The 22,164-nt window shown below is 63.3% G+C and carries 19 protein-coding genes; 13 read left to right on the top strand and 6 right to left on the bottom strand.

Translation table 11 applies throughout. The features are described 5' to 3' along the window. Window positions 1-44: 44 nt before the first annotated feature. The 6 genes from VHD36_24115 to VHD36_24090 form a co-directional block, all read right to left on the bottom strand. Entirely contained in the window at window positions 45-1,217 is a 1,173-nt protein-coding gene (locus VHD36_24115; protein ID HVU90432.1) for a DUF1573 domain-containing protein, read from the bottom strand. Window positions 1,218-1,320: 103 nt separating this feature from the next. Next, on the bottom strand, window positions 1,321-3,450 hold the full coding sequence (locus tag VHD36_24110; protein HVU90431.1) for an O-antigen ligase family protein: 2,130 nt from the start codon (window positions 3,448-3,450) through the stop codon (window positions 1,321-1,323). Between the two features lie 3 nt (window positions 3,451-3,453). Further along, window positions 3,454-4,602, bottom strand: coding sequence for an MraY family glycosyltransferase (locus VHD36_24105; GenBank protein HVU90430.1), 1,149 nt, complete (start codon window positions 4,600-4,602; stop codon window positions 3,454-3,456). Beyond that, on the bottom strand, window positions 4,599-5,144 hold the full coding sequence (locus VHD36_24100) for a DUF4416 family protein (GenBank protein HVU90429.1): 546 nt from the start codon (window positions 5,142-5,144) through the stop codon (window positions 4,599-4,601). Before VHD36_24100 ends, VHD36_24105 begins: the two co-directional genes overlap by 4 nt. Before the next feature lie 207 nt (window positions 5,145-5,351). Then, on the bottom strand, window positions 5,352-5,675 hold the full coding sequence (locus VHD36_24095; protein ID HVU90428.1) for a multidrug efflux SMR transporter: 324 nt from the start codon (window positions 5,673-5,675) through the stop codon (window positions 5,352-5,354). Window positions 5,676-5,678: 3 nt separating this feature from the next. Continuing rightward, a complete protein-coding gene (locus tag VHD36_24090) occupies window positions 5,679-7,154 on the bottom strand; it encodes a glycosyltransferase family 87 protein (protein HVU90427.1) in 1,476 nt (491 codons plus the stop codon). Between the two features lie 358 nt (window positions 7,155-7,512). Here VHD36_24090 and VHD36_24085 point away from each other — a divergent pair, with 358 nt between their 5' ends. From VHD36_24085 to VHD36_24025, 13 genes are all read left to right on the top strand, one after another. Further along, on the top strand, window positions 7,513-8,514 hold the full coding sequence (locus VHD36_24085) for an HD domain-containing protein (protein HVU90426.1): 1,002 nt from the start codon (window positions 7,513-7,515) through the stop codon (window positions 8,512-8,514). A gap of 354 nt (window positions 8,515-8,868) precedes the next feature. Next, complete coding sequence (rnr, locus tag VHD36_24080; protein ID HVU90425.1) at window positions 8,869-11,160, top strand: ribonuclease R; 2,292 nt, start codon at window positions 8,869-8,871, stop codon at window positions 11,158-11,160. Window positions 11,161-11,368: 208 nt separating this feature from the next. Further along, entirely contained in the window at window positions 11,369-12,487 is a 1,119-nt protein-coding gene (gene gcvT / locus VHD36_24075; GenBank protein ID HVU90424.1) for a glycine cleavage system aminomethyltransferase GcvT, read from the top strand. Beyond that, window positions 12,484-12,885, top strand: a complete 402-nt coding sequence (gene gcvH / locus VHD36_24070) for a glycine cleavage system protein GcvH (GenBank protein ID HVU90423.1) — start codon at window positions 12,484-12,486, stop codon at window positions 12,883-12,885. The genes gcvT and gcvH overlap by 4 nt, the downstream gene beginning before the upstream one ends. 208 nt (window positions 12,886-13,093) lie before the next feature. Next, window positions 13,094-14,464: an aminomethyl-transferring glycine dehydrogenase subunit GcvPA gene (gcvPA, locus tag VHD36_24065; GenBank protein ID HVU90422.1), complete on the top strand. Its 1,371-nt coding sequence runs from the start codon at window positions 13,094-13,096 to the stop codon at window positions 14,462-14,464. Next, on the top strand, window positions 14,457-15,947 hold the full coding sequence (gene gcvPB, locus VHD36_24060) for an aminomethyl-transferring glycine dehydrogenase subunit GcvPB (GenBank protein ID HVU90421.1): 1,491 nt from the start codon (window positions 14,457-14,459) through the stop codon (window positions 15,945-15,947). Before gcvPA ends, gcvPB begins: the two co-directional genes overlap by 8 nt. Window positions 15,948-16,280: 333 nt before the next feature. Next, the gene (locus VHD36_24055; GenBank protein HVU90420.1) at window positions 16,281-17,024 is read left to right on the top strand and encodes a biotin/lipoate A/B protein ligase family protein; all 744 of its coding nucleotides are present in this window, start codon (window positions 16,281-16,283) and stop codon (window positions 17,022-17,024) included. Window positions 17,025-17,461: 437 nt separating this feature from the next. Continuing rightward, a complete protein-coding gene (locus VHD36_24050) occupies window positions 17,462-18,127 on the top strand; it encodes an FHA domain-containing protein (protein ID HVU90419.1) in 666 nt (221 codons plus the stop codon). 305 nt (window positions 18,128-18,432) lie between these two features. Continuing rightward, window positions 18,433-18,630: a hypothetical protein gene (locus VHD36_24045; GenBank protein HVU90418.1), complete on the top strand. Its 198-nt coding sequence runs from the start codon at window positions 18,433-18,435 to the stop codon at window positions 18,628-18,630. A 111-nt stretch (window positions 18,631-18,741) separates the two neighbouring features. Beyond that, a complete protein-coding gene (locus tag VHD36_24040) occupies window positions 18,742-18,987 on the top strand; it encodes a hypothetical protein (GenBank protein HVU90417.1) in 246 nt (81 codons plus the stop codon). Window positions 18,988-19,143: 156 nt separating this feature from the next. After that, window positions 19,144-19,731, top strand: a complete 588-nt coding sequence (locus VHD36_24035; protein HVU90416.1) for an RNA polymerase sigma factor — start codon at window positions 19,144-19,146, stop codon at window positions 19,729-19,731. After that, on the top strand, window positions 19,712-20,380 hold the full coding sequence (locus VHD36_24030) for a hypothetical protein (GenBank protein HVU90415.1): 669 nt from the start codon (window positions 19,712-19,714) through the stop codon (window positions 20,378-20,380). The genes VHD36_24035 and VHD36_24030 overlap by 20 nt, the downstream gene beginning before the upstream one ends. Then, entirely contained in the window at window positions 20,377-22,155 is a 1,779-nt protein-coding gene (locus tag VHD36_24025) for a hypothetical protein (GenBank protein HVU90414.1), read from the top strand. Before VHD36_24030 ends, VHD36_24025 begins: the two co-directional genes overlap by 4 nt. Window positions 22,156-22,164: the final 9 nt, after the last annotated feature.

Genomic DNA, 22,164 nt, shown 5'->3' with positions numbered 1-22,164 from the left:
GCCTGCGCCTGCCGGTATCACCTCCCGCCGGGGCGACAGCCGAGCTATTTGTCGGAAACCGCGAAGATCACCTTCAGGCGCACTTCCCCTAGCTCCGGGTGGTTCGTCGGGATGACGATCTCGCCCGTGCTCTCGGGAGTGTAACCGAGATAGTTAGCTGCCGGCGAGCCCGGTGGAATCTCGATCGTCAGAGGCACGGCCACCACGTTCCCCAATTCCTCCTTTTCGCCCAGCGTAACCACCAACAGGTCCGGTTTTACCTGCGGTGCCTGCATCTCGATCTGCTGGCGGTGGGCGCCCCGGACCATCAGCTTTAGCTGGCGGCGGGTCCCCTTCGCGCCGTCGACCGTGCCCAGGCGAATGGTTCCCTTTTCCTGGTCCCACTCGCGCCCCACGATCATGATCGGGCTGCCGATTCGTCCGCCGATTTTGACTTCCGGGTCAGGGACATCCGCCAGATTTGTTTTCAGTGCGATTTTCTGCTCGATCGGCCCCGGGGCAAGACCCGGTTTGATCGTCACGCGGACTTCAACTCCCGCGGTCATCTCGGGCGGCAGTCCTTCCTTTGGAAGCGGCTCGGAATGAACGTCGAAATGATCGGCGGTCTCTTGATTCTCGCAAGTGAAGCCGGTGATTTGCAGATCGTCGCTGAGGCTTGTGAATACTTTTGTCTTGGCCGTCGACTCTTCATCCGCCGTCAGGTTCGTAAAGACGATTTCCATGGGATTGACGATCAACGAGTCGACGATCAAACCCTCGATCGTCAACGTCAGCGTGCGACGTCGTGGATCGTTCGTAAAGATCGTCGCTTCCTGGCGGAACAGAGTCTGCGGCGTCTTGGCGTTCCATTCCAAGGTCACCTCTTGCGAGGCGCCGGGCGCGAGCTCGGTATCGACCATATCGCTCAGCGTGCATTTGCAGGTGGTTTTGCCCTTGCGCAGCACGAGCGGATAGTCGCCCTTGTTCGTCAACACGAAGGTGTGACGCCCCGTTGCCTTGCGCTCCATGCGGCCAAAATGATAATGCGCCGCATCAACCACGACCTTGGGTTGCGGGCCGTTGATCGGTGGCAGGCCCGGTAATTCCGGATCGTCCGTATTGGTGAGTTCGATGGGCGCATCGCTGCGCAGGAACAGATCGGAATCCCACAAGGCCGAAACAGCCCCGCCCAAAACACCGACCAGCAAAGAGGCACAGGCGAGCAACCAGATTCTCATCGTTGAACCATCGTGGAAAAGGGCGCCCCAAGAGTTGGCGACAGGATGAAGTGAATTTGCAGAGCGCCGAATTACCTGATTCTACTCGCGCCATCGCGCTCCATCAATTCGGCGCCTCGGCCAGCGTCTGCAGGCGTTCCCGCATTTCGCCGGGGAGTTTCTGATCGGCATGCGGCGTCAATGCATCGAGTTGCAAGGCCACGCGGGCCTCGTCGGCTGCGGTCGCCTGCTCCCCCTCTTCGGCCAGGGCCACGGCGAGCTTGGCGTGGAGGGCGCCACTGTTGGGGTACAGATTCACCGCGCGCCGGTACGCTGCCACGGCCATCATCAAGGGCTCGGCCTGATGCGTGCTTTGGTAGGCCTCCAGGCAGATATCTCCCTTCAATTCCGCGAGCGGCGCCGCGTGCGGATCGAGTCGCACGGCGTCGTCGAGCGCAGCGGTCCAGCGTTCAAAGGCCGCCGGCGACGGAAACGAGCGCCAATGCTCCCACTCGAGCATTGCCAAGCGCTTGCGCGGTTCGGCACTTTGCGGATCGGCGGCCGCTGCTGCCTGCAAGTGCGACTCGGCGTGGGACGAGTCGACGTCCGCCAAATCGAGTTCGGCGTTACACGCCAGCACCGGCCCGTAAGTTTGGAGATAAAAGCCGATAGCAAGCCCGACCGCGACCGCAAAGAGCGCCGCCGACCCGGCAATGTGTAGTGGCCGCACGCGCTCGGTCGACGCGAGACATAGCGCGGCCAACAACCACAGCGAACCGGCCACGCCAGCGAAATTAATTCCACCGCCTGCCAGCAAGTTGATCAGCAACGCCGCTGCCGCAACGGCCAGAACTCCCGCTGTCAACGTGCCACGACGCACCCACGGCGCGAGACCGCCGACGGCCAGTGCAGCGCTCGCTAATCCACCGGCAAGCGCGGGCACGCCCAAGGGCACGGTCGCCAACGGGCCGAGAGCCCAGGCCAGCAAGAAGCCACTCGCGGCGCCGATGTAGATGTAATTCGCCTTTGTGCTGTCCTCGGCCAGTGACGCTGGGCCGGGCCAGAGTAAACGGCGACCGACCAGTACAATCACCGCGAGCAGCGCTAACCCGGAGGGCAGCCCGGCGGTGGCACAAACCTCGAGCAGGAAGTTGTGTGGATCGGCCACCGTCTCGCTGGCTTCGGGCAGCATGTACTGCGTGTAATAACTTTGGAACTGCCCCGGCCCGCAGCCGAACCAGGGATGATCGGCGATCATGGCACAGGTGGCTTGCCAATACTGCAGTCGATAGCCGAGCGACTTACCGGCCTCGCTCAAGACTTCCCGATCGATCGCGCCGACACCGATGGCACCGGCGATCAATAGCCCGATCGCAATCCCGCCCGCGAGCATCGCCTTGCGCGATAGCTGGGCCCCTTGTACGACCGTCCAGAGCGCAAGCGCCGCGGCACCGGCGGCGCTTGCCACATAGCCGGCACGACTCTTCGTCAACACGAGACAACCCGCAGTCACGATTGCGCAGAGCACCGCGGGAATCCACAGAAGCGGATCGCGCGCCCGCGTCACGCCGGCCATGGCGCAGATGCCAAGCGACACCAGGAGCCACGGCACGAGGAAGCCCGCGAGCGAATTCGTCAGCGCGAACGTGGCCATCGGCTCGCTGCTGTTGATGCGCTGCTCGAACAAGACGCGCTGTCGCGAGCCGGGCGGCGCGGCGACGCGGGCCTCTTTCAAGGCCCCCTCCGGATCGGCGCGATAGCGGGCCTGGTCGCGCGGGATGCTGTAGAAATACTGGTGATAGCCCAGGGCGCTCATGGCGACGGCCAGGCCGATCATAACCGCCGCTATCGCGCGCACCTCGCGGGCGGTCACGACCAACTGTCGGACAATGAAGAAGAGCGCGGCCAGCGATACCAATTGCCAGGCGGCATTAATCGCCGCTCGCGGAGCGCCGTTTGGTAGCGCTCGCCAGGCCGCCGCGCCGTGCCATACGACCAGGAACAAGACGACCAGATCCACCATGCCCAACCGCGCCGTTCCGCCGCATCGCATCACGGCCCGCAAAGCCCAGGCGACCAAGAGCAAGAGCGGCCCGAGCATCAGCACGACCGCATCGCCGCCGGCGAGAGTTCCTTCGCTGGGCAAAAGAGGCCGCGCCACGAATAGCGCCACCGCCCCGGCCAGGAGCCACGGTCGGAGGGAATCGTCCTCGCGATCCTTGGTCGACGACGGCGGCGGGCGCTTGTGACTCATCGCTTAGCGCTTTGTCCGTTGATTCTGGCCGACGCGGACCGTGGTTTCGAGCACGGCCACAAGCATCAGCACGCAGCCGACCAACAGCGCGACGAACACGGCGCCGATCGTGTCGACCTGGTGCAGCAGCAGTGCCCCCAGCCCGCAGGTGGCGGTCGTCAAGTAGATGGTGAGCACGGCTTGTACCTTGGTCATGCCGAGTTCGACAAGTCGGTGCGAGAAGTGATTCTTGTCGGCTTCGAAGGGGCTGCGTCCTTGCCGCAGGCGAATCATGATCACGCTGGCCATGTCATAGAACGGCACGGCCATGACGCACAAGGGTGCAAGCACCGAATGCCGCGGCAAGTCGCCACCGCTGAAGGTGGCCATGATCGTGGCCACGGCCACGTAGAAGCCGATGAAGTAACTGCCGGCGTCCCCCATGAAGATCCTGGCCGGCGGCCGGTTATGGCACAGGAATCCCAACAGCGACCCGACAAGCACGAGCAAGAATCCCGCGACGAATAGTTGCGGCGCCCTGGTCAGCGGATCGTGAGTGGTCAGAAGCACGGCTGCCAGGATGGCCGACGCGATGGCCGCCACGCCGGCGCTGAGCCCGTCCATGTTGTCGAGCATGTTGAAGGAATTCACGAGCGCCACGATCCACAGCACGCTCACGATCGAGGTCAGCCAGGGAACATCGACGAAGATCGTCATTTTCCAGCCGCGCCAGACCACCAGCGCCGCCACGCCGAATTGCACGGCCAGCCGCGGCTTCCACGACAGGCCCCATAGATCATCGGCCAGGCCCAGCAGCATCAGTACGGTTCCGGCGCCGAGCAAAAACCACAACTGTGGCGCTTGTTGCACGAGGCCCGGCAGGTGCGGCCGCACGAATTCCGGAATGGGGATTCGCTGCGCCCATTCCAGGCCCGGCGTGCCGCTTTCGCGCGTAAGAAGCCAGAGCAGCAGTTGACCCGCGGCCATCGGTACGACGACGCCCAGCCAGATGGCGATGCCGCCGCCCAAGGGCGTGGTGCGGACGTGTACCTTGCGTTCGCCCGGCTCGTCGACGAGTCCCCAGGCCGGCGCATTGCGTCGCACGACGCCAGCGGCGACGGCCGCCACCACGGCCGCGGGAACGATCGCACCCAGTACGAGCCAGGGAATCATCGGCGGTCCTGCTTGATCCGGCGGCGCAAATAGTCGCGCGCCGCGATGAAGAATTCTTGATAGTCGGCCCGGCGATAATCCGGAAAGGTCCACGGATGATGTTGCCAGGCGCGATCGCGGTAATACAAGGTTACCTCGGCGTAGATGCCGCGCGAAAGATAGATGCGGTGCGCATGATCCTTGGTCGAAGCGAGGACCAGCTTGGCGCTCGTCACGTAGCCGGGATCGAGATTCAGCGGGCGCGGTTCTTCATGCCGGCCCAGCGCTGCATACTCGTGCTCCCAGGCGCCGCTCTCCAATTTTGCATCCACGATGCTGGCCGGATCGCAGAGATCGGCAAATACGAAGAAGATCTTGCGGAGCTCCGGTCCCATCGTTGCTTCGTAGTAGTCGGTCTGAGAGAAGGCAAAAGCCGGGCTGGCCAGCGCGACGGGGCCCCAAGACTGCTCGGCGCGCGTTCGTGCCCAATCCAGCGCTGCTTGATGGCGGCTGAAGGCGGCCAGCAACCGCAAAGCCGGTTCCGGTGGCGAAGGTTCCCCCATGTTGTTCGCCGTGAAAATGCTCGTATGCCGAAAAGAAACCAGGGAGCGTGGCCGTAAGGCTATCGTACACTGCCAAGCGACGTGCGGAATGCACGGCCGTTCCGGGGCAAAATCTTTATCGACAATTAGCCCGAAGCGCAAGCGAGGGTTTCTTCGCAGCGTCGCACATCCCTCGCTGGCGCTTCGGGCTAATGTGCGATGAGCGGTCTAGTGACCGCCCCCCGACATGTTCAGGCCGACCACGCCCAAAATGATCAACCCGAGGCAAACCGCCTTGGTCAGGGTGAGCGACTCGCCGAACGCCACGAGCGCAATCACGGCGATGAGCGCGGTTCCCAAGCCCGACCATACGGCATAGGCAACGCCGACGGGGATGCCGCGCAGGGCAAGCGTAAGCAGGGTCAAGCTCAGCCCGTACAGGCCAAACATCAAGAGCGAGATGAGCGGCCTGGTAAGCCCGTTGGACAGCTTCATGCAGGTGGTGCCGGCCACTTCGCAGCCGATGGCCAACACCAGATAGGTCCAACTCATCGGTTAAGCTCCGGCTTGCACGGATTCGGCGCGGTGTAGTTGCCGTCGGACCTTCGGCGCAGGTACGTGTTTGTCGTGCATTGTCGTCAGGCGGCCGCCGACGGCGATCATCGTCAACCCCGTGGCAAACCAGGTGGCCGTGCCGATTCCCAACAGGCCGAGGCGGCCGGTGATCGGCAGGGCCAGATAATGAGCCATGACCAGCGCGACGGGCACGCATGCCATCCAATATGCGGCGCGTCGCATGTTTTGCGATAACAGCCATAGCGGCAGAAGCAAGACGCCGGGCAACAACTCGGTGTGGTAATACCCACGGCTGATCGGCGAAACCACAAGAGATCCGGCGCACGCCAGGCCGATCGCCGCTGCCTGGCCGAGCGGATCGCCGCGCTTCACCGCCAGGAATCCGGCCAAGAGCAACAGCGCCACGGCCGCCGCGCGGGCCACGAGCAACACCTGCCCCACGCCAGGGTCGTCCATCACCATCGGCGGGGCATCGCGCCACTCGCGATCGATCAATCGATCGTCGGCGCCGCCCAGGAATTCATAGCCAATAAAATCGCCCAAGCGGATGACGGCATTCGAGAAGCTCTGATTGCGATACGACCGGGTGTTGCCCGTCTTGTCCGATTCGAAGTGGTCGTTGGCCTTGGTCAGTTTGTCGTGATAGAAGCGATCGAGATAGCCGAGGTTGGCCTGCCAGCCGACAAGCATCGCCGGCACAAGCAAAGCGAATGTCACGCCACCTGCTGCCACGCCGACGAACGTCGTACTGGCGCGGCGGCGGTCGCCCACTGTGGATCGTGCGAAGAGGAGCCTGGAAGCCAATACAAATAACACGAAGGCGACTGGCAGCGCCGGCGTCACCTTCAACACGATCGCCGCCGCCATCGCCACGCCACCGGCAAGCCACGCGCGCCAAGTCGCGCCCGTGATGCTCAAGCGAATGCCGAGCAGCAACAGATAGAGTTTCAAAACGTCGACCTGGCCGCGCTGCAGGCAATTCATCACGGGTAGCGCGGTCAAAGCCAGTGCCGCCCAGGCGATCCACCGTGGGAAGTCAATGTCGCCCGGTTGATATCCGGCCAGCGCTGCGAATGTCTTGAAAAGGCGCGCGCCTTCGTGATAAAGGCCCGCCACGACGGCGACACTGATAAAGAACCAGATCGAAACTTGCCAGCGCGGGTCGAGGGCATCGAGCGGCGAAACCAGCATGGCAAACAGTGGTGGGTAACAGTATCCCCAACCACGGATGTTCGTCACTTCGTAAGGATCGCGTCCGTCGAAGAAAGCGGCGCCGGCAATCGTGTAAGCCGTGAAGTCGGTTTTATGGACGCTGGGCTTGTCGGGATCGACGCGACCGCGCCGCTGCACGTCGAGCGCGCACCAGGCGATCAAAGCCACGGCCAACGCCAGGTAGAGCGGCCAAGGGCGACGTTTGTTTCCCGCCGTAGTAGCGGTGATAGTGGCCTTGCTCATGGGTCGAATCCTTTCTTCCCAGAAAATTGCCGCTGGACGCTTTGCGACCACGGGCGGGCGGCGGATTCTACGGCAAAAGCAATGTTTGTCGCCAGACGGGATGGCCGGTTGCTATCACCGTTTTGCGGCCCGTAAATCGCGACCCTTGAAGCCCTCTGCCACGGTACCTAGAATCCAGGCTCGGCCGACGATGCCGGCACTGATGTCGGGCACGATAGCGGTCGTCAATTCTCATTTGAGCCCTTCGGACGAAGCGATTTCAGGCGCCGGCGGCCCTGACGGGGGCCCAGGCCTCACAGGTGCGGCGGGCAGCCAACCTCGGCTACCGTTTCTTCCGGTGCTCTTAGAAAGTGCGTGCATGCCCAGGCGTTATGTGAATCAATTGGGGCACCAAGAAGCGGTCGACCAGATTTTTCTTGCCTCGCAAAAGCAGTTGCGACCAAATCGCAACGGCAATCTTTATTTGCAGGTCGAGTTGTCGGACCGCACCGGTTCGATCAGCGCCCGCATGTGGAACGCCTCGGAGTCGGACTATCGCAATTTCGACGATGGCGATTTCGTGCGCGTCGAAGGGTCGACGCAGCTCTATCAGGGCGCATTGCAGTTGATCGCGGCCAATGTGTGCAAGGCCCGTTTCGAGGAGGTCGACCCGGCCGATTTCATGCCGCTGACGCCGGCCGAGATCGATCGCCTGGCCGTGCGGCTGGGCGAGCTGTTGCGCTCGATGTCGAACCCGCAACTGGTGACCTTGGCCGAATGCTTTCTGATGGACGACGATTTCATGAAGCGCTTCATGAAATCGCCCGCCGGCGTGAAGAACCACCACGCCTACATCGGCGGCCTCTTGGAGCACGTCGTCAACCTGATGGAAGTCGTGATGCGCATCATCGAGTTCTATCCGGCGATCGACGGCGACCTGTTACTCATGGGCGCTTTTTTGCACGACATGGGCAAGATCAACGAACTGAACTACGATCGCGGGTTCAGCTATTCTGATGAAGGGCAATTGATCGGCCATGTTGTCATGGCGGTCAGCATGCTCGAAGCCAAGGTCGCCGAAGCCGAGCGTTTGTCGGGCGAATCGTTGTCCGAAGAGACGGTTTTGCGGCTAAAGCACATCATCGTCAGCCATCACGGCCAATACGAATATGGCAGCCCGAAGTTGCCCATGACCTTGGAGGCCGTCGCCTTGCACCATCTCGACAACCTGGATGCCAAGATGCACAGCTTCCACCAGTTGATGCGCGACGATCCGAACGTGGAAAGTTCGTGGACCGCGTACAATCAGAACCTGGGCAGGAAGCTGTTCAAAGGGCAAAATTTCTCATCCAACCCGCTGCCAGTAGCCAACGCCGAGTAGCACGTTTCGGCCACCCCGAGCGATCGGCGGAGCGGTGGGTGGTGCGCGCCCGCGGGGTTGTGTTCGGGCCGATTTTTCCAAAGCCGACCCGGGAAATCCAGGCGTCTGGCCTGCGATGTGGTGCGAATTTGCGACCCGCCGCGCCAATCGCGATGTATGATAGAGCAGTCCGGGACCGCAGGGATTCCTTCGCCGGCCCGGCTTCACTCAAAACACTCTTATGCCCGCGCTTTGTACGAGCGTGGCCATCGAGCAAGGGTCCGCAGCGCCACGAGCGCTCCCCTTACTTGTTTCCGTTCCCCGAAAGCGGGAATGGTGTTCGCACACACTTTTTAAGAAAGCAAGACACAGAACATGGCACATGATGAGCCTGGCGATTTGGAACAGGCACTCCTGGAACTCGTCAACCGATCGGACTATCGGCCGGTGAAGCCCAAGCTGCTCGTGAAGCGGCTGCACGTCGCGCAGGATGACGTCCACGAACTAAAGCGAACGATCAAGAAGCTGGTCAAGCGCGGGCTGTTGACCTATGGCCCCAACCACCTGGTGCAGGCCGGCGCCGGCGTGCCGGCGCAAAACCGGATCACGGGCGTCTTCCGCCGGGCCGCGGCCGGTTTCGGCTTCGTACGCCCCAGCGGCGTCGGCGCCGAGCACACGCGCGAGCAGGATATTTACATCGCCGCCGACGATTCCGGCGACGCGGCCAGCGGCGACACGGTGCTGGTGCGAATGACCAAAGATCGCGGCGGACGCTTTCGCAATCCGCGCGGCGCGATCGTCGAAGTTCTGGAGCGCGACACCCATTCCTTCGTCGGCACGTACTTCGAAGCCGGTGGGCTGGGCATGGTGCAGGTCGATGGCACCGTCTTCGCCAAGCCCGTCACGGTCGGCGACCCTGGCGCGAAGAACGCGCAAGTCGGCGAGAAAGTCGTCTTCGAGATGGTCCGCTTTCCCAGCCATCTGCACGATGGCGAAGGCGTGATCACCGAAGTGCTGGGCGCACGCGGCGATCCGGGCGTCGACACCATGTCGATCATCCGCGAATTCAATCTGCCCGAGCATTTCGGCGAAGACGTTCTGGACGCCGCCCGGGAAGAGGCCGACAAGTTCGACGAATCGATCGGTCCCGGCCGCACTGATTTCACGCACGAGGTCGTGGTGACGATCGATCCCGTCGATGCCCGCGACTTCGACGATGCCATTTCGCTGTTGCGACTCTCCAACGGGCACTGGATGTTGGGCGTTCACATTGCCGATGTGTCGCACTTTGTGAAGCCCGGCACGGCTCTCGATCGCGAGGCGCACAAGCGCGCTACGAGCGTCTACTTGCCCGACCGCGTGTTGCCGATGCTGCCCGAGGTGATCTCGAATGGTCTGGCCAGTTTGCAGCCGGGGCGTGTGCGCTACACCAAGACGGCGATGATCGAGTTTACCGGCGACGGGGCTCGCGTGGCGGTCGATCTGCACGCCGGAGCGATCCGCAGTCGCCACCGCTTTACGTACGAAGAGATCGACGACTATCTGGCCAATCCGAAGAAGTGGAAGGAGCAACTGCCGCCCGAGGTCTTCGAGCTGGTCGCGCGTATGCACGAGCTGGCGATGATGCTGCGGGCACGCCGCTTCAAACGCGGCTCGCTCGAACTATCGCTCGACTCGGTCAAGGTCGACCTCGACAAGAATGGCCGCGTCGTGGGTGCCCATCGCGAGCAGAACAGCGAAAGTCATCAGATCATCGAAGAATTCATGCTGGCGGCCAACGAGGCCGTGGCCGACTCGCTGGCCGAGGCCGATCTGCACTTCCTCCGCCGCGTGCATCACGCCCCCGACCCGCGCCGGCTGAAGGCGCTGACCGATTTCGTAAAAGAGTTGGGATACCAGACCGACAGCCTGGAGAGCCGCTTCGAAATTCAGCGACTGCTCAACGAAGTGGCCGACAAGCCGGAGCGGCAGGCGGTGAATTACGCCATCCTGCGCAGCCTGGCCCAGGCAGTTTACAGTCCCGAGGTCGAAGGGCATTACGCCCTGGCCAGCGATTGCTATTGCCATTTCACCTCGCCCATTCGTCGTTATCCCGACCTGACGATCCATCGATTGATCGACGGCATTCTCAAGAACAAGAAGCCGCGCAACGACCTGACCGAGCTGGTCGTGCTGGGCCAGCATTGCTCGGACCGCGAGCGACGTGCCGAGGCGGCCGAGCGCGAGCTGACCAAGGTCAAGCTGCTCGACTATCTCGGTCAGCGGATCGGCGAAGAAATGGATGCCGTGGTCACCGGCGTCGAAGAGTACGGGCTGTTCGCCCAAGGGATCGCACTGCCGGCCGAGGGGATGATCCACGTCTCGAGCCTGGCCGACGATTTTTACAGCTTCGACCGGCGCACCCACAGCCTGTCAGGCCGGCGCTCGGGCAATAGCTTTCGTCTCGGCGATGTGATCCGCGTGGCGGTGGCACGGGTCGACGTCGATCGCCGCGAGTTGGATCTGCGCGTGGTCACGCGCGACGACCGCGGACCGGTGATCGCCCGGCCGAAGCGCGACAGTGTGCGCCTCTCAGCCCGCGCCGGCAAACCAGGCCGCGGCGGATACGCAGGCAAGAAATCCGGCGGCGGCAAGGCGAAGGATAAGAAGCGGAAGAAGCGACGGTAAACAATCGCCCGCAAAACACGTGCTCTCGACCGCGCACCCTGGAAAGGATTCCCCGCACCGCTACAATACCGCCAGAGCTGTGCCGCCGGGCGTTCTGCTCCGCGGGCGACAGCACTTTGGCATCTCGGCAGCCTTCCGTACGCCCATCGGGCTTAGGTCGCACCGGCGGAGGTTGCATTGTTTCACCGCCCGCACCGAAGCGAGCTCGATGGCTACTGCGCTAGCACAAACACCGCTCTTCCATTGGCACGCCTCGCACGGAGGGCGGATGGTTGACTTCGCCGGCTGGTCGATGCCGGTGCAATACACGTCGATCGTGGCCGAGCACACCGCCACACGCACGACGGCCACCTTGTTCGATATCTCGCACATGGGCCGGCTGCGCTTCGACGGACCGGGTGCGACCGGTTTTCTCGATTCCCTGGTCACTCGTCGGGTTACCGACCAGAAGCCAGCTCAGGTGCGCTACTCGCTCGTTACGAACGAAGAGGGCGGCATTCTTGACGACGTGCTGGTCTACCACCTGGCCGACGCCGGTGGCGGCTCGTACTGGCTGATGGTCGTCAACGCCAGCAACCGCGCGAAAATCGTGCAGTTTGTCGAGACGCACTTGCCGCTCGCTTCGGATGTGCTGTTTACCGACGTCACGTTCGATTGGGCGATGATCGCCGTGCAAGGGCCGCGCGCCAGCGCGCTCGTGCAGCCGCTGGTGGAGTTGCCGGTCAATACGCTGAAATACTATCAAGCCGCGGAAACTCGCATCGCCGGCCACGGCGGCATCGTCAGCCGTACCGGCTACACAGGCGAAGACGGCTACGAATTGATTCTCGGCGCCCGCGCCGTCGAAGGCGTCTGGCAATCGCTCGTCGATCGCGGCACCACGCCCGCGGGTCTGGGCGCGCGCGACACATTGCGGCTCGAGGCGGGCATGCCCCTCTATGGCCACGAGCTGAGCGAATCGATCGACCCGTTTCAGGCCGGGCTGGATTTCGCCGTGAACCTCGACCGCCGGGCGTTTTCAGGGAGCGAGGCACTTGCGCGTTTGCAGCAGCAGACGGGCCGCTTGCATCGCGTGGGCCTGACGATGACCGGCAAGCGCGTGCCGCGCGAAGGATATTCGATCCTCGCCGCCGGCCAGGTCGTGGGGCAAGTCACCAGCGGCACGTTCTCACCCACGCTCGAAGTCCCGATCGCGATGGGCTACGTGCAGCCGCAGTACGCGCACCCCAACACGGAACTTGCCATCGATATCCGCGGCCGCGCCGAGCCGGCGCGCGTCGTGCCGCTCCCCTTCTATCGTCGAACCACGAAAGGAAGCCCGACGTGAAGCCCGAGAACCTGCTGTTTTCCAAATCGCACGAATGGGTCCACATCGAGCCGGATGCGTCCGGCGGAAAAGTGGCGACGGTCGGCATTTCGGCCTTTGCCCTGGAGGCTCTCACGGATCTCGTACACATCGAACTGCCGAAAGTGGGACGTACGCTTAAGACGGGCGAGTCGTTCGGCGAGATCGAGTCGGTGAAAGCCGTAAGCGACCTGTACAGCCCCGTCGATGGCACGGTGGTGGCCGTGCACGATTCGCTGCCGGGCGAGCTCGATTCGCTGCCGAGCGACCCGTACGGCCAGGGTTGGATCGCGAAGATCAAAATCACCGACGAAACGTCGCTCGGCGAGTTGATGGACTACAACGCTTATCAGAAGCAATGCGCCGAAGAGGGGCACTGATTGGGAAAGGACGAATGTCGAAAGACAAATGTCGAAGGGCCCGCGGCGCGGTGAAATTGCCGCGGGCGCTATGGCAATTCTCCTAGGCATTTGAATTTCGACATTCGCGTGGCGGGTGCCACTGGTGGCTTGCCCACCAGTGCCGAACGAAATCACCACCCGACCACGGACGAACGGCAACAAACGATAGCCAACACCAACACGAATCATGCCTTTCTTGCTCAACACACCCGACGATCATCAGGCCATGTTGGCCGCAATCGGCGTCAGCTCGATGGACGAGCTGTTTGCCATGGTGCCGGCCGATTTGCGGCTGCGTCGGGACCTGGCCATTCCGCCGGCGCTTACCGAGATCGAGCTGACCGCGCACATGGGAGCGCTTGCCCGGGCGAACGTGGCGGCGGGCGAGAAGGTCTGCTTTCTTGGCGCCGGCTGCTACGACCATTTCGTCCCCGCGGTCGTCGACGCCATTGCCGGCCGGGCCGAATTCTATACCTCGTACACTCCCTACCAGGCCGAGGCGAGCCAGGGCAACTTGCAGGCGTTTTTCGAGTACCAGACGCTGATCAGCCGCCTGACCGGAATGGAAGTGGCCAACGCCAGTCTGTACGACGGCGCCACGGCCGCGACCGAAGCTGTGCTGATGAGCATGAGTGCCACCGGCCGGCAGGGGCACGTTGTCACCGCCGCCAGCGTACACCCCGAATATCGGCAAACGCTTTCGGCGTACCTGCAAAACCTGGGCGTCGAGCAAACCGTCGTCGGCACGACCACGGGCGCGATCGCGCCGCAGGATTTGTTCGACGCCGTGCGCGACGACACGGCCTGCGTGCTGGTGCAGCACCCGAATTTCTTCGGCTGTTTGGAAGAAGTCGAAAAGCTGGCGCAGATCGCCCACGACAAGGGGGCCATGTTTATCGTCGTGGCCGATCCGATCAGCTTGGGCCTGTTAAAGCGGCCGGGTGACTATGATGCCGACATCGTTGTGGCCGAGGGGCAATCGCTGGGCATTCCCATGCAGTTCGGCGGACCCTACCTGGGCATCATGGCTTGTCGCGAACGGCTGGTGCGGCGCATGCCGGGACGCATTGCCGGGCAGACGGTCGATCGCCGGGGCCGGCGCTGCTGGGTTTTGACGCTACAAACGCGTGAACAGCACATTCGACGCGAAAAGGCCACGAGCAACATCTGCACCAATCAAGGCCTGTTGGCGCTACGGGCCACGGTTTACCTGGCCCTGGTTGGGCCCGAAGGTCTGCGGGAAGCGGCTGAGCTCTCGCTACGCAAGGCGCATTACGCCCGCGAGCGACTGGCGACGGTGGAGCGGCTGGAGCTGCCTTTTGGTGGGCCGACGTTCAAGGAATTCGCGGTTCGCGATCGTGACGGGCAAGTGGAGTCGCTCCTATCGGAATTAGCGGCGAACGACATCTTTGCCGGCGTACCGCTCGCGCCGTGGTATCCAGAGCTGGCTGACTGTTTCCTCGTGGCCGTCACCGAAAAGCGTACGCGGCACGAAATCGACGCGCTGGTCGCATCCATAAAGAGCAGCAATCGAAAGGCGGCACCCGCCCATGCGTAATACTCGTGCGACCGTGCCCTTGTTTGATTTGGCCAAGCCGGGCCGGCGCGCCACGCGTTTTCCGGCCAGCGACGTTCCGGACGTGCCCCTGGCCAGGATCGTGCCGCCGTCGGCATTGGCCCAAGGTCCGCCACCGTTGGCCGAATTGGCAGAGCCCGACGTGGTGCGGCATTTCACGAACCTGTCGACCATGAACATGTCGGTCGACACGCATTTCTATCCGCTTGGTTCGTGCACGATGAAGCACAACCCGAAGAGGAACGAGCGCCTGGCCTCGCTGCCTGGCATGCTCGACCTGCACCCCTATCAGCCTGAAGAGACGCTGCAGGGGATGTTGGCGCTGCTTTACGAATTGCAGCAGATGCTGGGCGAAATCGGTGGTCTGCCGGCCGTTTCGTTGCAGCCCGCCGCAGGAGCACAGGGGGAATTGACGTCGTTGTTGATGGCGGCCGCCTATTTCCGCGATCGGGGCGAAGAGCGAACCAAGGTCCTGGCGCCCGACAGCGCCCATGGCACCAACCCGGCCAGTGCCGCGGTAGCCGGCTTCGAGGCCGTCACGGTCAAAAGCACGCCGCAGGGATTTGTCGACCTGGAAGACCTCGAGCGCAAGCTCGACCGAGAGACGGCCGTGTTCATGATCACGAATCCCAATACGCTCGGCATGTTCGAGCCGAACATCAAGCGCATCGCCGACATGGTACATGGCGCCGGCGGCCTTTTGTACCTCGACGGCGCGAATATGAACGCCATCTTGGGCATTACCCGACCCGGCGATTTTGGCGCCGACATGATGCACTTCAATTGTCACAAGACCTTCAGCGGTCCGCACGGCAGCGGCGGTCCTGGCGCGGGTCCCATCGCGGTTACCAGCACGCTGGCGCCGTATCTGCCGGTTCCTTTGGTCGCGCGCGACGGGGCCGGTTACCGGTTGGACTGCGACCGGCCAAAGTCGATCGGCCGCGTGCGTAGCTTTTTCGGCAATGTGGGCATCCTGGTGCGGGCTTATTGCTACATCCGCTCGCACGGTCCCGACGGGCTGCGGCGCGTCAGCGAGAACGCCGTATTGAACGCGAATTACCTGTTGGCTCGGGTGAAGCACATTTTCCCGGTGCCGCAGGGCAATCGCTGCATGCACGAGTTCGTGGCCTCGGCCGCGAAGCTCAAGGCCGACAAGGACATCTCGGCGATGGATATCGCCAAGCGGCTCTTGGATTACGGTTTTCACGCGCCGACGGTCTATTTCCCGCCGATCGTGCGCGAAGCTTTGATGGTCGAGCCGACGGAGACGGAAAGCAAAGAGACGCTGGACGCGTTCGCCGAGACCTTGTTCCGCATCACCGAAGAGCCGGCGGATCTCCTGCACGAAGCTCCGCACACCACGCCGATCAGCCGCCCCGATGAAGTGCGCGCCGCCCGGCAGCCGATCATGGTGGCCCCGGACGCGGCGCACGAGTTGCCGCCCGGCAAAAAGGGCGCGTCTTAGAGCGAACAGAAACTTCGGTCGAGGGCTATATGATTCTAACAATGGAATATGATCCAACCGATGAGGAACTGGCCATAGTAGCCGACAAGGAAGGCATCGAGCGCCTGCAGGCCGAACTCACGAAGCTTGCGATTCATGGCGGGCATACACACCTGATGACGCCATCGTGGTCCGGTGACGAGCTTACTGAGCAACCGCGGACAGAAGGCCGAACGCTTATCAACCACGTCCGGCTAGTGCTTCTTAGTTCGCAGGGCAGATAAGCGACACCGAAGTACGGGAACGGGCCGACTATGACGGTTCCTCACGTGGCATTCTGCGAGTGGTGTCCGGATGAACGCGTGGCGACTGATCGAGAGTCCTGCGGCCGCGGGCGACTGGAACATGGCGGTCGATGCGGCGCTGATGGATTCGGTCGCCGCCGGAGGACCGTGTACTCTCCGTTTCTATCGCTGGGAAGCGCCAACTCTGTCGCTCGGTTACTTTCAGGCGGCGGCCCAGCGCGACGAGCACGCCCCCAGCAGGGATTGCCCTCTAGTGCGCCGCGCGACCGGCGGCGGAGCGATCGTCCATGATATCGAGATCACCTATAGCCTGGTCTTACCCGCCGAGCATCCGCGTGCCGCGCTGGCGCAGGAACTGTACCAGCTGCTGCACGAGACGCTCGTCGAGGTTCTCGGCGAATGGCACATCGCAGCGACGATTTGTCCGCGCGGCGACAAGTTGTCAGCCCACGAAGAGCCGTTCCTGTGCTTCCAACGCCGCGCCGCGGGCGACGTGCTGCTGGGTGAATCGAAGATCGCCGGCAGTGCGCAGCGCCGCCGACGGGGCGCCATTTTGCAGCATGGTAGTGTCCTCCTGTCGAAATCGCGTGCAGCGCCGGAGCTTTTCGGCATAAGCGATTTGGGGGGAACGGTGGTGCCGGCGCACGACCTCCAAGGCGCGTGGCGCGATAGGCTCGGTAGGAGGTGCGAAGTCTGCTGGCGGGCCGAGGGGCTCAGCGTCGAGGAAACAGGACGGGCGGCGCGGCTGGTCGAAGAAATTTACGGCCAGTTGGACTGGACCCGCCGTCGCTAATTTGATTGTTTGTGCGGCGGTGATGGCACCCGGCCGGGACCTTCATTAGAGAGGCCCAATTTGGTGGCAGATTCGCCGAAATAGCCCCGCTGATGAATTTTTTGGCCGTTTTTTGACCTTTGGCCGCGCGCCTGATAGTATCTAGCGTGCCAACAGCGGGGGGCAATCGTGCTTGCGGACAAAGGTGCGCTTCGTACCCTTGAAATTTTCGAAGTATCAGGCAAAGTATTTACGACGGTATTACGGAGGGCGTGATTTTTCTGTGGGGTCTGGCAAGTCGGCCTGCTTCCAATCATCCATATCCATATTGCGAAGTAGTCCCGCCTGGCCTTTCTCTCGGACGCACGCTCTTCCGGCGTGATTGTGCAGAGGTCCTTCTGGTTCGTGCTCTCATTCGTTAGTGCTTGCGCGCAACCTCTGCGGAGTTTCGTCGGGAAATGGAAGTTAGACTGAAGGTGTTGGTGGGCCCCAACGCCGGCAAGGAATTGCCGGTGGCCGGCCCGAAGTTTCTCATCGGACGTGCGGAAGACTGCCAACTTCGCCCTCGCAGCGATTTGATCAGTCGCCACCACTGCGCCATTCTCATCGAAGATGGCCTGACCACGGTGCGCGATTTCGGCAGCAAGAACGGCACCCTGGTTAACGGTGCGCGCGTCCGCGGCGAATGCGAGCTCAAAAGCGGCGACAAGCTCGTGGTCGGTCCGCTGGAGTTCGAATTCTGCGTCCATGTGGGCGTGGCCTCGAAGAAGCGCCCCAAGGTCGAAAGCATCAAGGAAGCCGCCGCCCGCACGGCCGAGAGCAGCGGCGGCCAGCCATCGATCGACAACGTCGAAGACTGGATCAAGCCCACCGAGGAAGAGGCCAAAAACGACACGCGCCGGTTCACGCTCAACGAGACCGAGGAAATCGATCTGAAGTCGAGCGAGACGCAGGTCGGGCCGTTTGTTCCGCCCCAGACCGTCCCTCAGCCGCCCGTCCCCGCGCCGCATGCGAAGACCGGCAAAGCCCCGCCGGGTAAGCTTCCCCCCATTCCGGCCAAAACGACGGGTGACAGCGGCCAGGCGGCCAGCGACGTCTTGAACAAGTTCTTCAAGCGCCGCTAAGCCGTCGGTTCGAGGCGGATTCTCTCAGTCGTCCCGAGCATGAAGGGCCAGGGGTGTGCGCGCAGATGGCGGCGATCGGCCGACCGCAATTGCGTCCCCCTGTCTTGCCCGCCCGCCCACGCCGAACTAGCTTCAATCTTTGGCGTGCGTGCGGCCTGGCAGTATTTGCCTTCCTGACCGGCTAGCGGTTCCTGGCGAGTGACGGCGACATCACCGCAGGTCGAATTACGGAATCCGGCTACGGCCAGCACCCGTCACGGCAAGCCGCCTTTCCGAAACAAGGTACGATTTGAAGGAGTCCGTCCGTGTCGACCGACGAAGAAGCCCTGAAGCGACGCTACCGCGAATTCCTCGATCTGCTACCGCTGACGGTGGCGATTGCCGGTCTGCCGCTGAGCGACACCCGCAGCTTTACGGGCGAACAAATGGAGGCCCGGGCCCGGGTCCTGACCAATGCGTTCAAGCTGGCGCGGCAGGCGGTGCGCGAGTCGATTCGCGGCTAGCGATTGGCCGAGAATAGCAGGGGGGGCGGCCCAGCTTGACCCGCCGCGTTCAGCCTGCCTATAGTTTTTTGGTACCCGACGCCGACAGACGCCAGAAACACGAGGCTTCTCTTGAAAGCTGCCCGCAAAAAAGAGCGGAAGGCCGCCCTGCTGGGGCTGGGCCTGGACAACGACGATGGCCACACCCGGCTGACGCGGGGGGAGAATTTCGTGCTGTTCGGCGGTTCGCAGGACACACACGCGCAGATGCAGGAAACGGCCATCAAGCTCAACGAAAAGCTGGAGCGGCGTGGGCAGCGTCTGGAGGACGTTTCGCCGCGCGATTTGCGAGAGATCTTTCGCGAAATCTACGAATAGACGCAGGATTTTCGGCCCAGCGGTTACATTAAGGGCGAGCGGCCGCTGAGATTCCGTTCTTTCCGCCCCGCGCAGCCGACGGCGGGCGGGCTCTTGGCCCATCCGGTGAAACCAGCCCGGACCGAGCCGGGTATCCCCAAGCGAAGGCCAGTTGCTATGCCCGCTGACCGCGATCCGCTGGCTGCCGAAGTCACGGATCTGGTCCGCCGCTGCCTTGCCGGAGATGCCCAGGCGGCCGGAGCCCTGGTCGCGCGGTTCGAGCGTCCTGTTTTCGCCCTGTGCTACCGCATGCTCGGTCAGCGCGAGGACGCCGAGGACGTGACGCAGGAATCGTTCGTCAGGGCGCTCCGCAGCCTGAAAGGCTGGGACAGCGAACGTGATTTCGCTCCCTGGCTTTTGGCCATTGCCGGCAATCGCTGCCGCACGCTTTTGGCCGCCCGCGCGCGCCGGCCGCGCCTGGCAAGCGAGGTCGAGCGGGTCGAGGACAGCGCTCCGCCGCCGGAGGCGGCGCGGCACCTGGCGGAGGAAGTGGAACGGGCGTTAGGCGGAATTCGGCCGGAGTACCGGCAGGCCTTTGTGTTGTTCCACGAACACGAACTGAGCTACGGAGAAATTGCCGAGGCGATGGGCTGCCCGCTGGGCACGATCAAGACGTGGGTGCATCGAGCACGCCGGGAGTTGGTCGAGCAGCTGCGCTCTCGCGAGGTTTTGTCGGAGAATCATCGTGCGGTGCGAAGAGTTTGAAACTCGGCTGAACGATTTGATCGACGAGCGTGCGCAGCCGGCGGCTGACGCGATCCTGTGCGAACACGCGTCGCGGTGCCCGGCTTGCGCGAAGCTCTTACGCGAATACGCCATGTTGCTGGCTGGCGTGACGGCCCTGCCGTGCCCCGAGGTTCCGCCTGGCCTCGGTTTGCGCGTGGTGGCCGATTGGCGGGCCGCCCCACGGCGAGCGCCCCTGCGCCGGCGCACGATGGCCATGGCCATGGCCGCGGCGTTGCTCGTGGCGGCGATTCCCACGGTTGCCTGGTTGCTGCGCGCGCCGTCCGATCAGGCCGAGGTCGGCGCACAACTGGCGGCCATCGAGCATCGTGACGCAGCGACCGCGGGCGAAGCGCATTTGCCGCTCGTAGATCAGGCCCGCCAGACGTATCAACCGTTGATCAATGCCACGAACGAAAGTCTGGCGGGCGTGTGGAGTTCCTTGCCTGGCGCCGGCGCGGTGGGCGAAGCCGCGCCGGATGCGACGGCGCTGGACGATACGATCCTGGATGAAGATTTGACCGGCAGCCTGGCCCCCGTCGCCGTGAGCGCGACCCGATCCGTGGCCGCGCTGCTGCGGGTCCTGCCTGGCAGTGCGCGGGCGCTCGACGAGCGGGGAATCTCGCAATGAGGATGCCTTGCTCAACGCTCGTGGGGCTGCGTGGGTTCGGTTTGCTAATTGCCTTCGGAGCAACTGCCGCGTTTGTGGCTCATGCCTGCCCGGCGGCCGAAACCGGCGTCACTTTGGCGCGATTTGTTCCGGCTGACGCGGGGCTTTGCGTCGAAGTCACTGACCTGGCCAGGCATTGGGACACATTTCGCCACAGCCCGCTCGGTACGCGGCTACAAGACTTTCCGCCGCTCCGGCAGTTCTTGACGGACAATCAAGCGGCGGTCGACGCACTGGCCAACGAATTGCGCGATCAGACGGGCCTGTCGCCGCACGATCTTTTGCACGACCTGCTGGGCCATCGGTTGGCCGTAGCGGTGTGGCCTGGAACCGCCGCAGATCCGGATGCAACAGGTCCGGCGCTGGCGCTCGTCGAATGTCAAAAAAGCCAGGTCCTCGATCAGGTCGTTGCCCGGCTGCTTGCGGCAGAGCGAGCCGCCGGACGCCGCGTCGTAACCACGCGTTGGAAGGGTGCTGACCGTTCTTGCGCGATTTACCGAATCGAGACAAGCCGAGAACAGCCATCGCTGTACCTGACCACGATCGATCAACTGGGGATCGTCGCCACGAGCGACAAGCTCGTCGCCCAGGTGCTTGAACTGCATGCCGGCAACAAGGAGGTCGCCAGCCTCGCCGAGCGCGAGAGTTTCCAGGCGGCCACCGAGCGCCTGAACCCACAAGCAGCGGTCAGAGCCTTTGTCGATCCGCCGGCATGGAAATCCACGATCGCGGCGCAGCGTGGATTGTCGGGTGATCTGGCAGCAACCGCCGGTAGTTGGTTGTCGAGCTGCTTCGAAGACAGCGATTACTTGGCCCTGAGTTGTCAGATCGGCGAGCAAATCGTGGTGGAAGGATTCCTGCATCGGCGCGAAGCACCGTCCGTTGCGCGAATCGACCAGGAACGAGACAACCAGCCCACTCTGGCCGAGCGCCTGCCCGCCGGGGCTGTGGCGGCCTTTGCCGGGCGAATCGATCTGCCGCGACTGCTGGCGACTTTGTTCCGCGAGGGAGCGGATGCGAAACCGTCTGCGGACGAACAGAATGTGGCCATGCACAAGCATGTGGCGCTGCGAGCGCTGTCGGCGCTTGTGGCCGAGCGCGGGCGTGACGCAGTCGCGGCCCTGGTGCCGTGCAAGGAAGACGTGAATGCGCAAGCGCCCTCTTCCGCTAAGGTCGACTGGATCGTGGGCTTCGATACGCATTCCTTATTGGCCGACGATCGGCTGGCCTTGGGCCAGCGGCTCGAGCCGATTCTGCGCGGCGGGCTGACGGCGGCCATCATGATGTACAACCGGCAAGGCGCCACGATGACCATCGAATCCGCCGAGGAAGACGGCGTGCCGCTTACCTCGGTCGGCGGGCTGGCCCTGATGGGGCAGGGGAGCACGGCTACCTTTTCCCTGGTCAACGACTATTTTTGGGCCGGCACATCACGCGACGCAGTTCGTGAGACGGCCCGCTTGGATCGCGCCCAATCTTTGGCCGAAAACGCCCGTTACCAGGCTCTGGAGAACCCGCGCCTCGCGAGACCCAGTCACCTGGCGTACCTCGACCTGGCCGCGGTGCGCCGTTTGTTCACGGCCGGTTCGGACGCGGATAAGCCGGCGGAGCATTCCGGCCGCGCGAGCGACCTCGCGGAAATTACCGCTTTGGCCGACAGGCTGCTCATCGAGTTGCAAATCGACGAGGCGGGGATTGCCGTTTCGGCAACCGTGGTCGCCGACGACGCGCCGTAAACTACACGC

The sequence above is a fragment of the Pirellulales bacterium genome, from assembly GCA_035546535.1.
GTDB lineage: Bacteria > Planctomycetota > Planctomycetia > Pirellulales > JACPPG01 > JACPPG01.
Note: the sequence above shows the minus strand (reverse complement) of the source record. Positions and strands in the feature narration are given on the sequence as shown.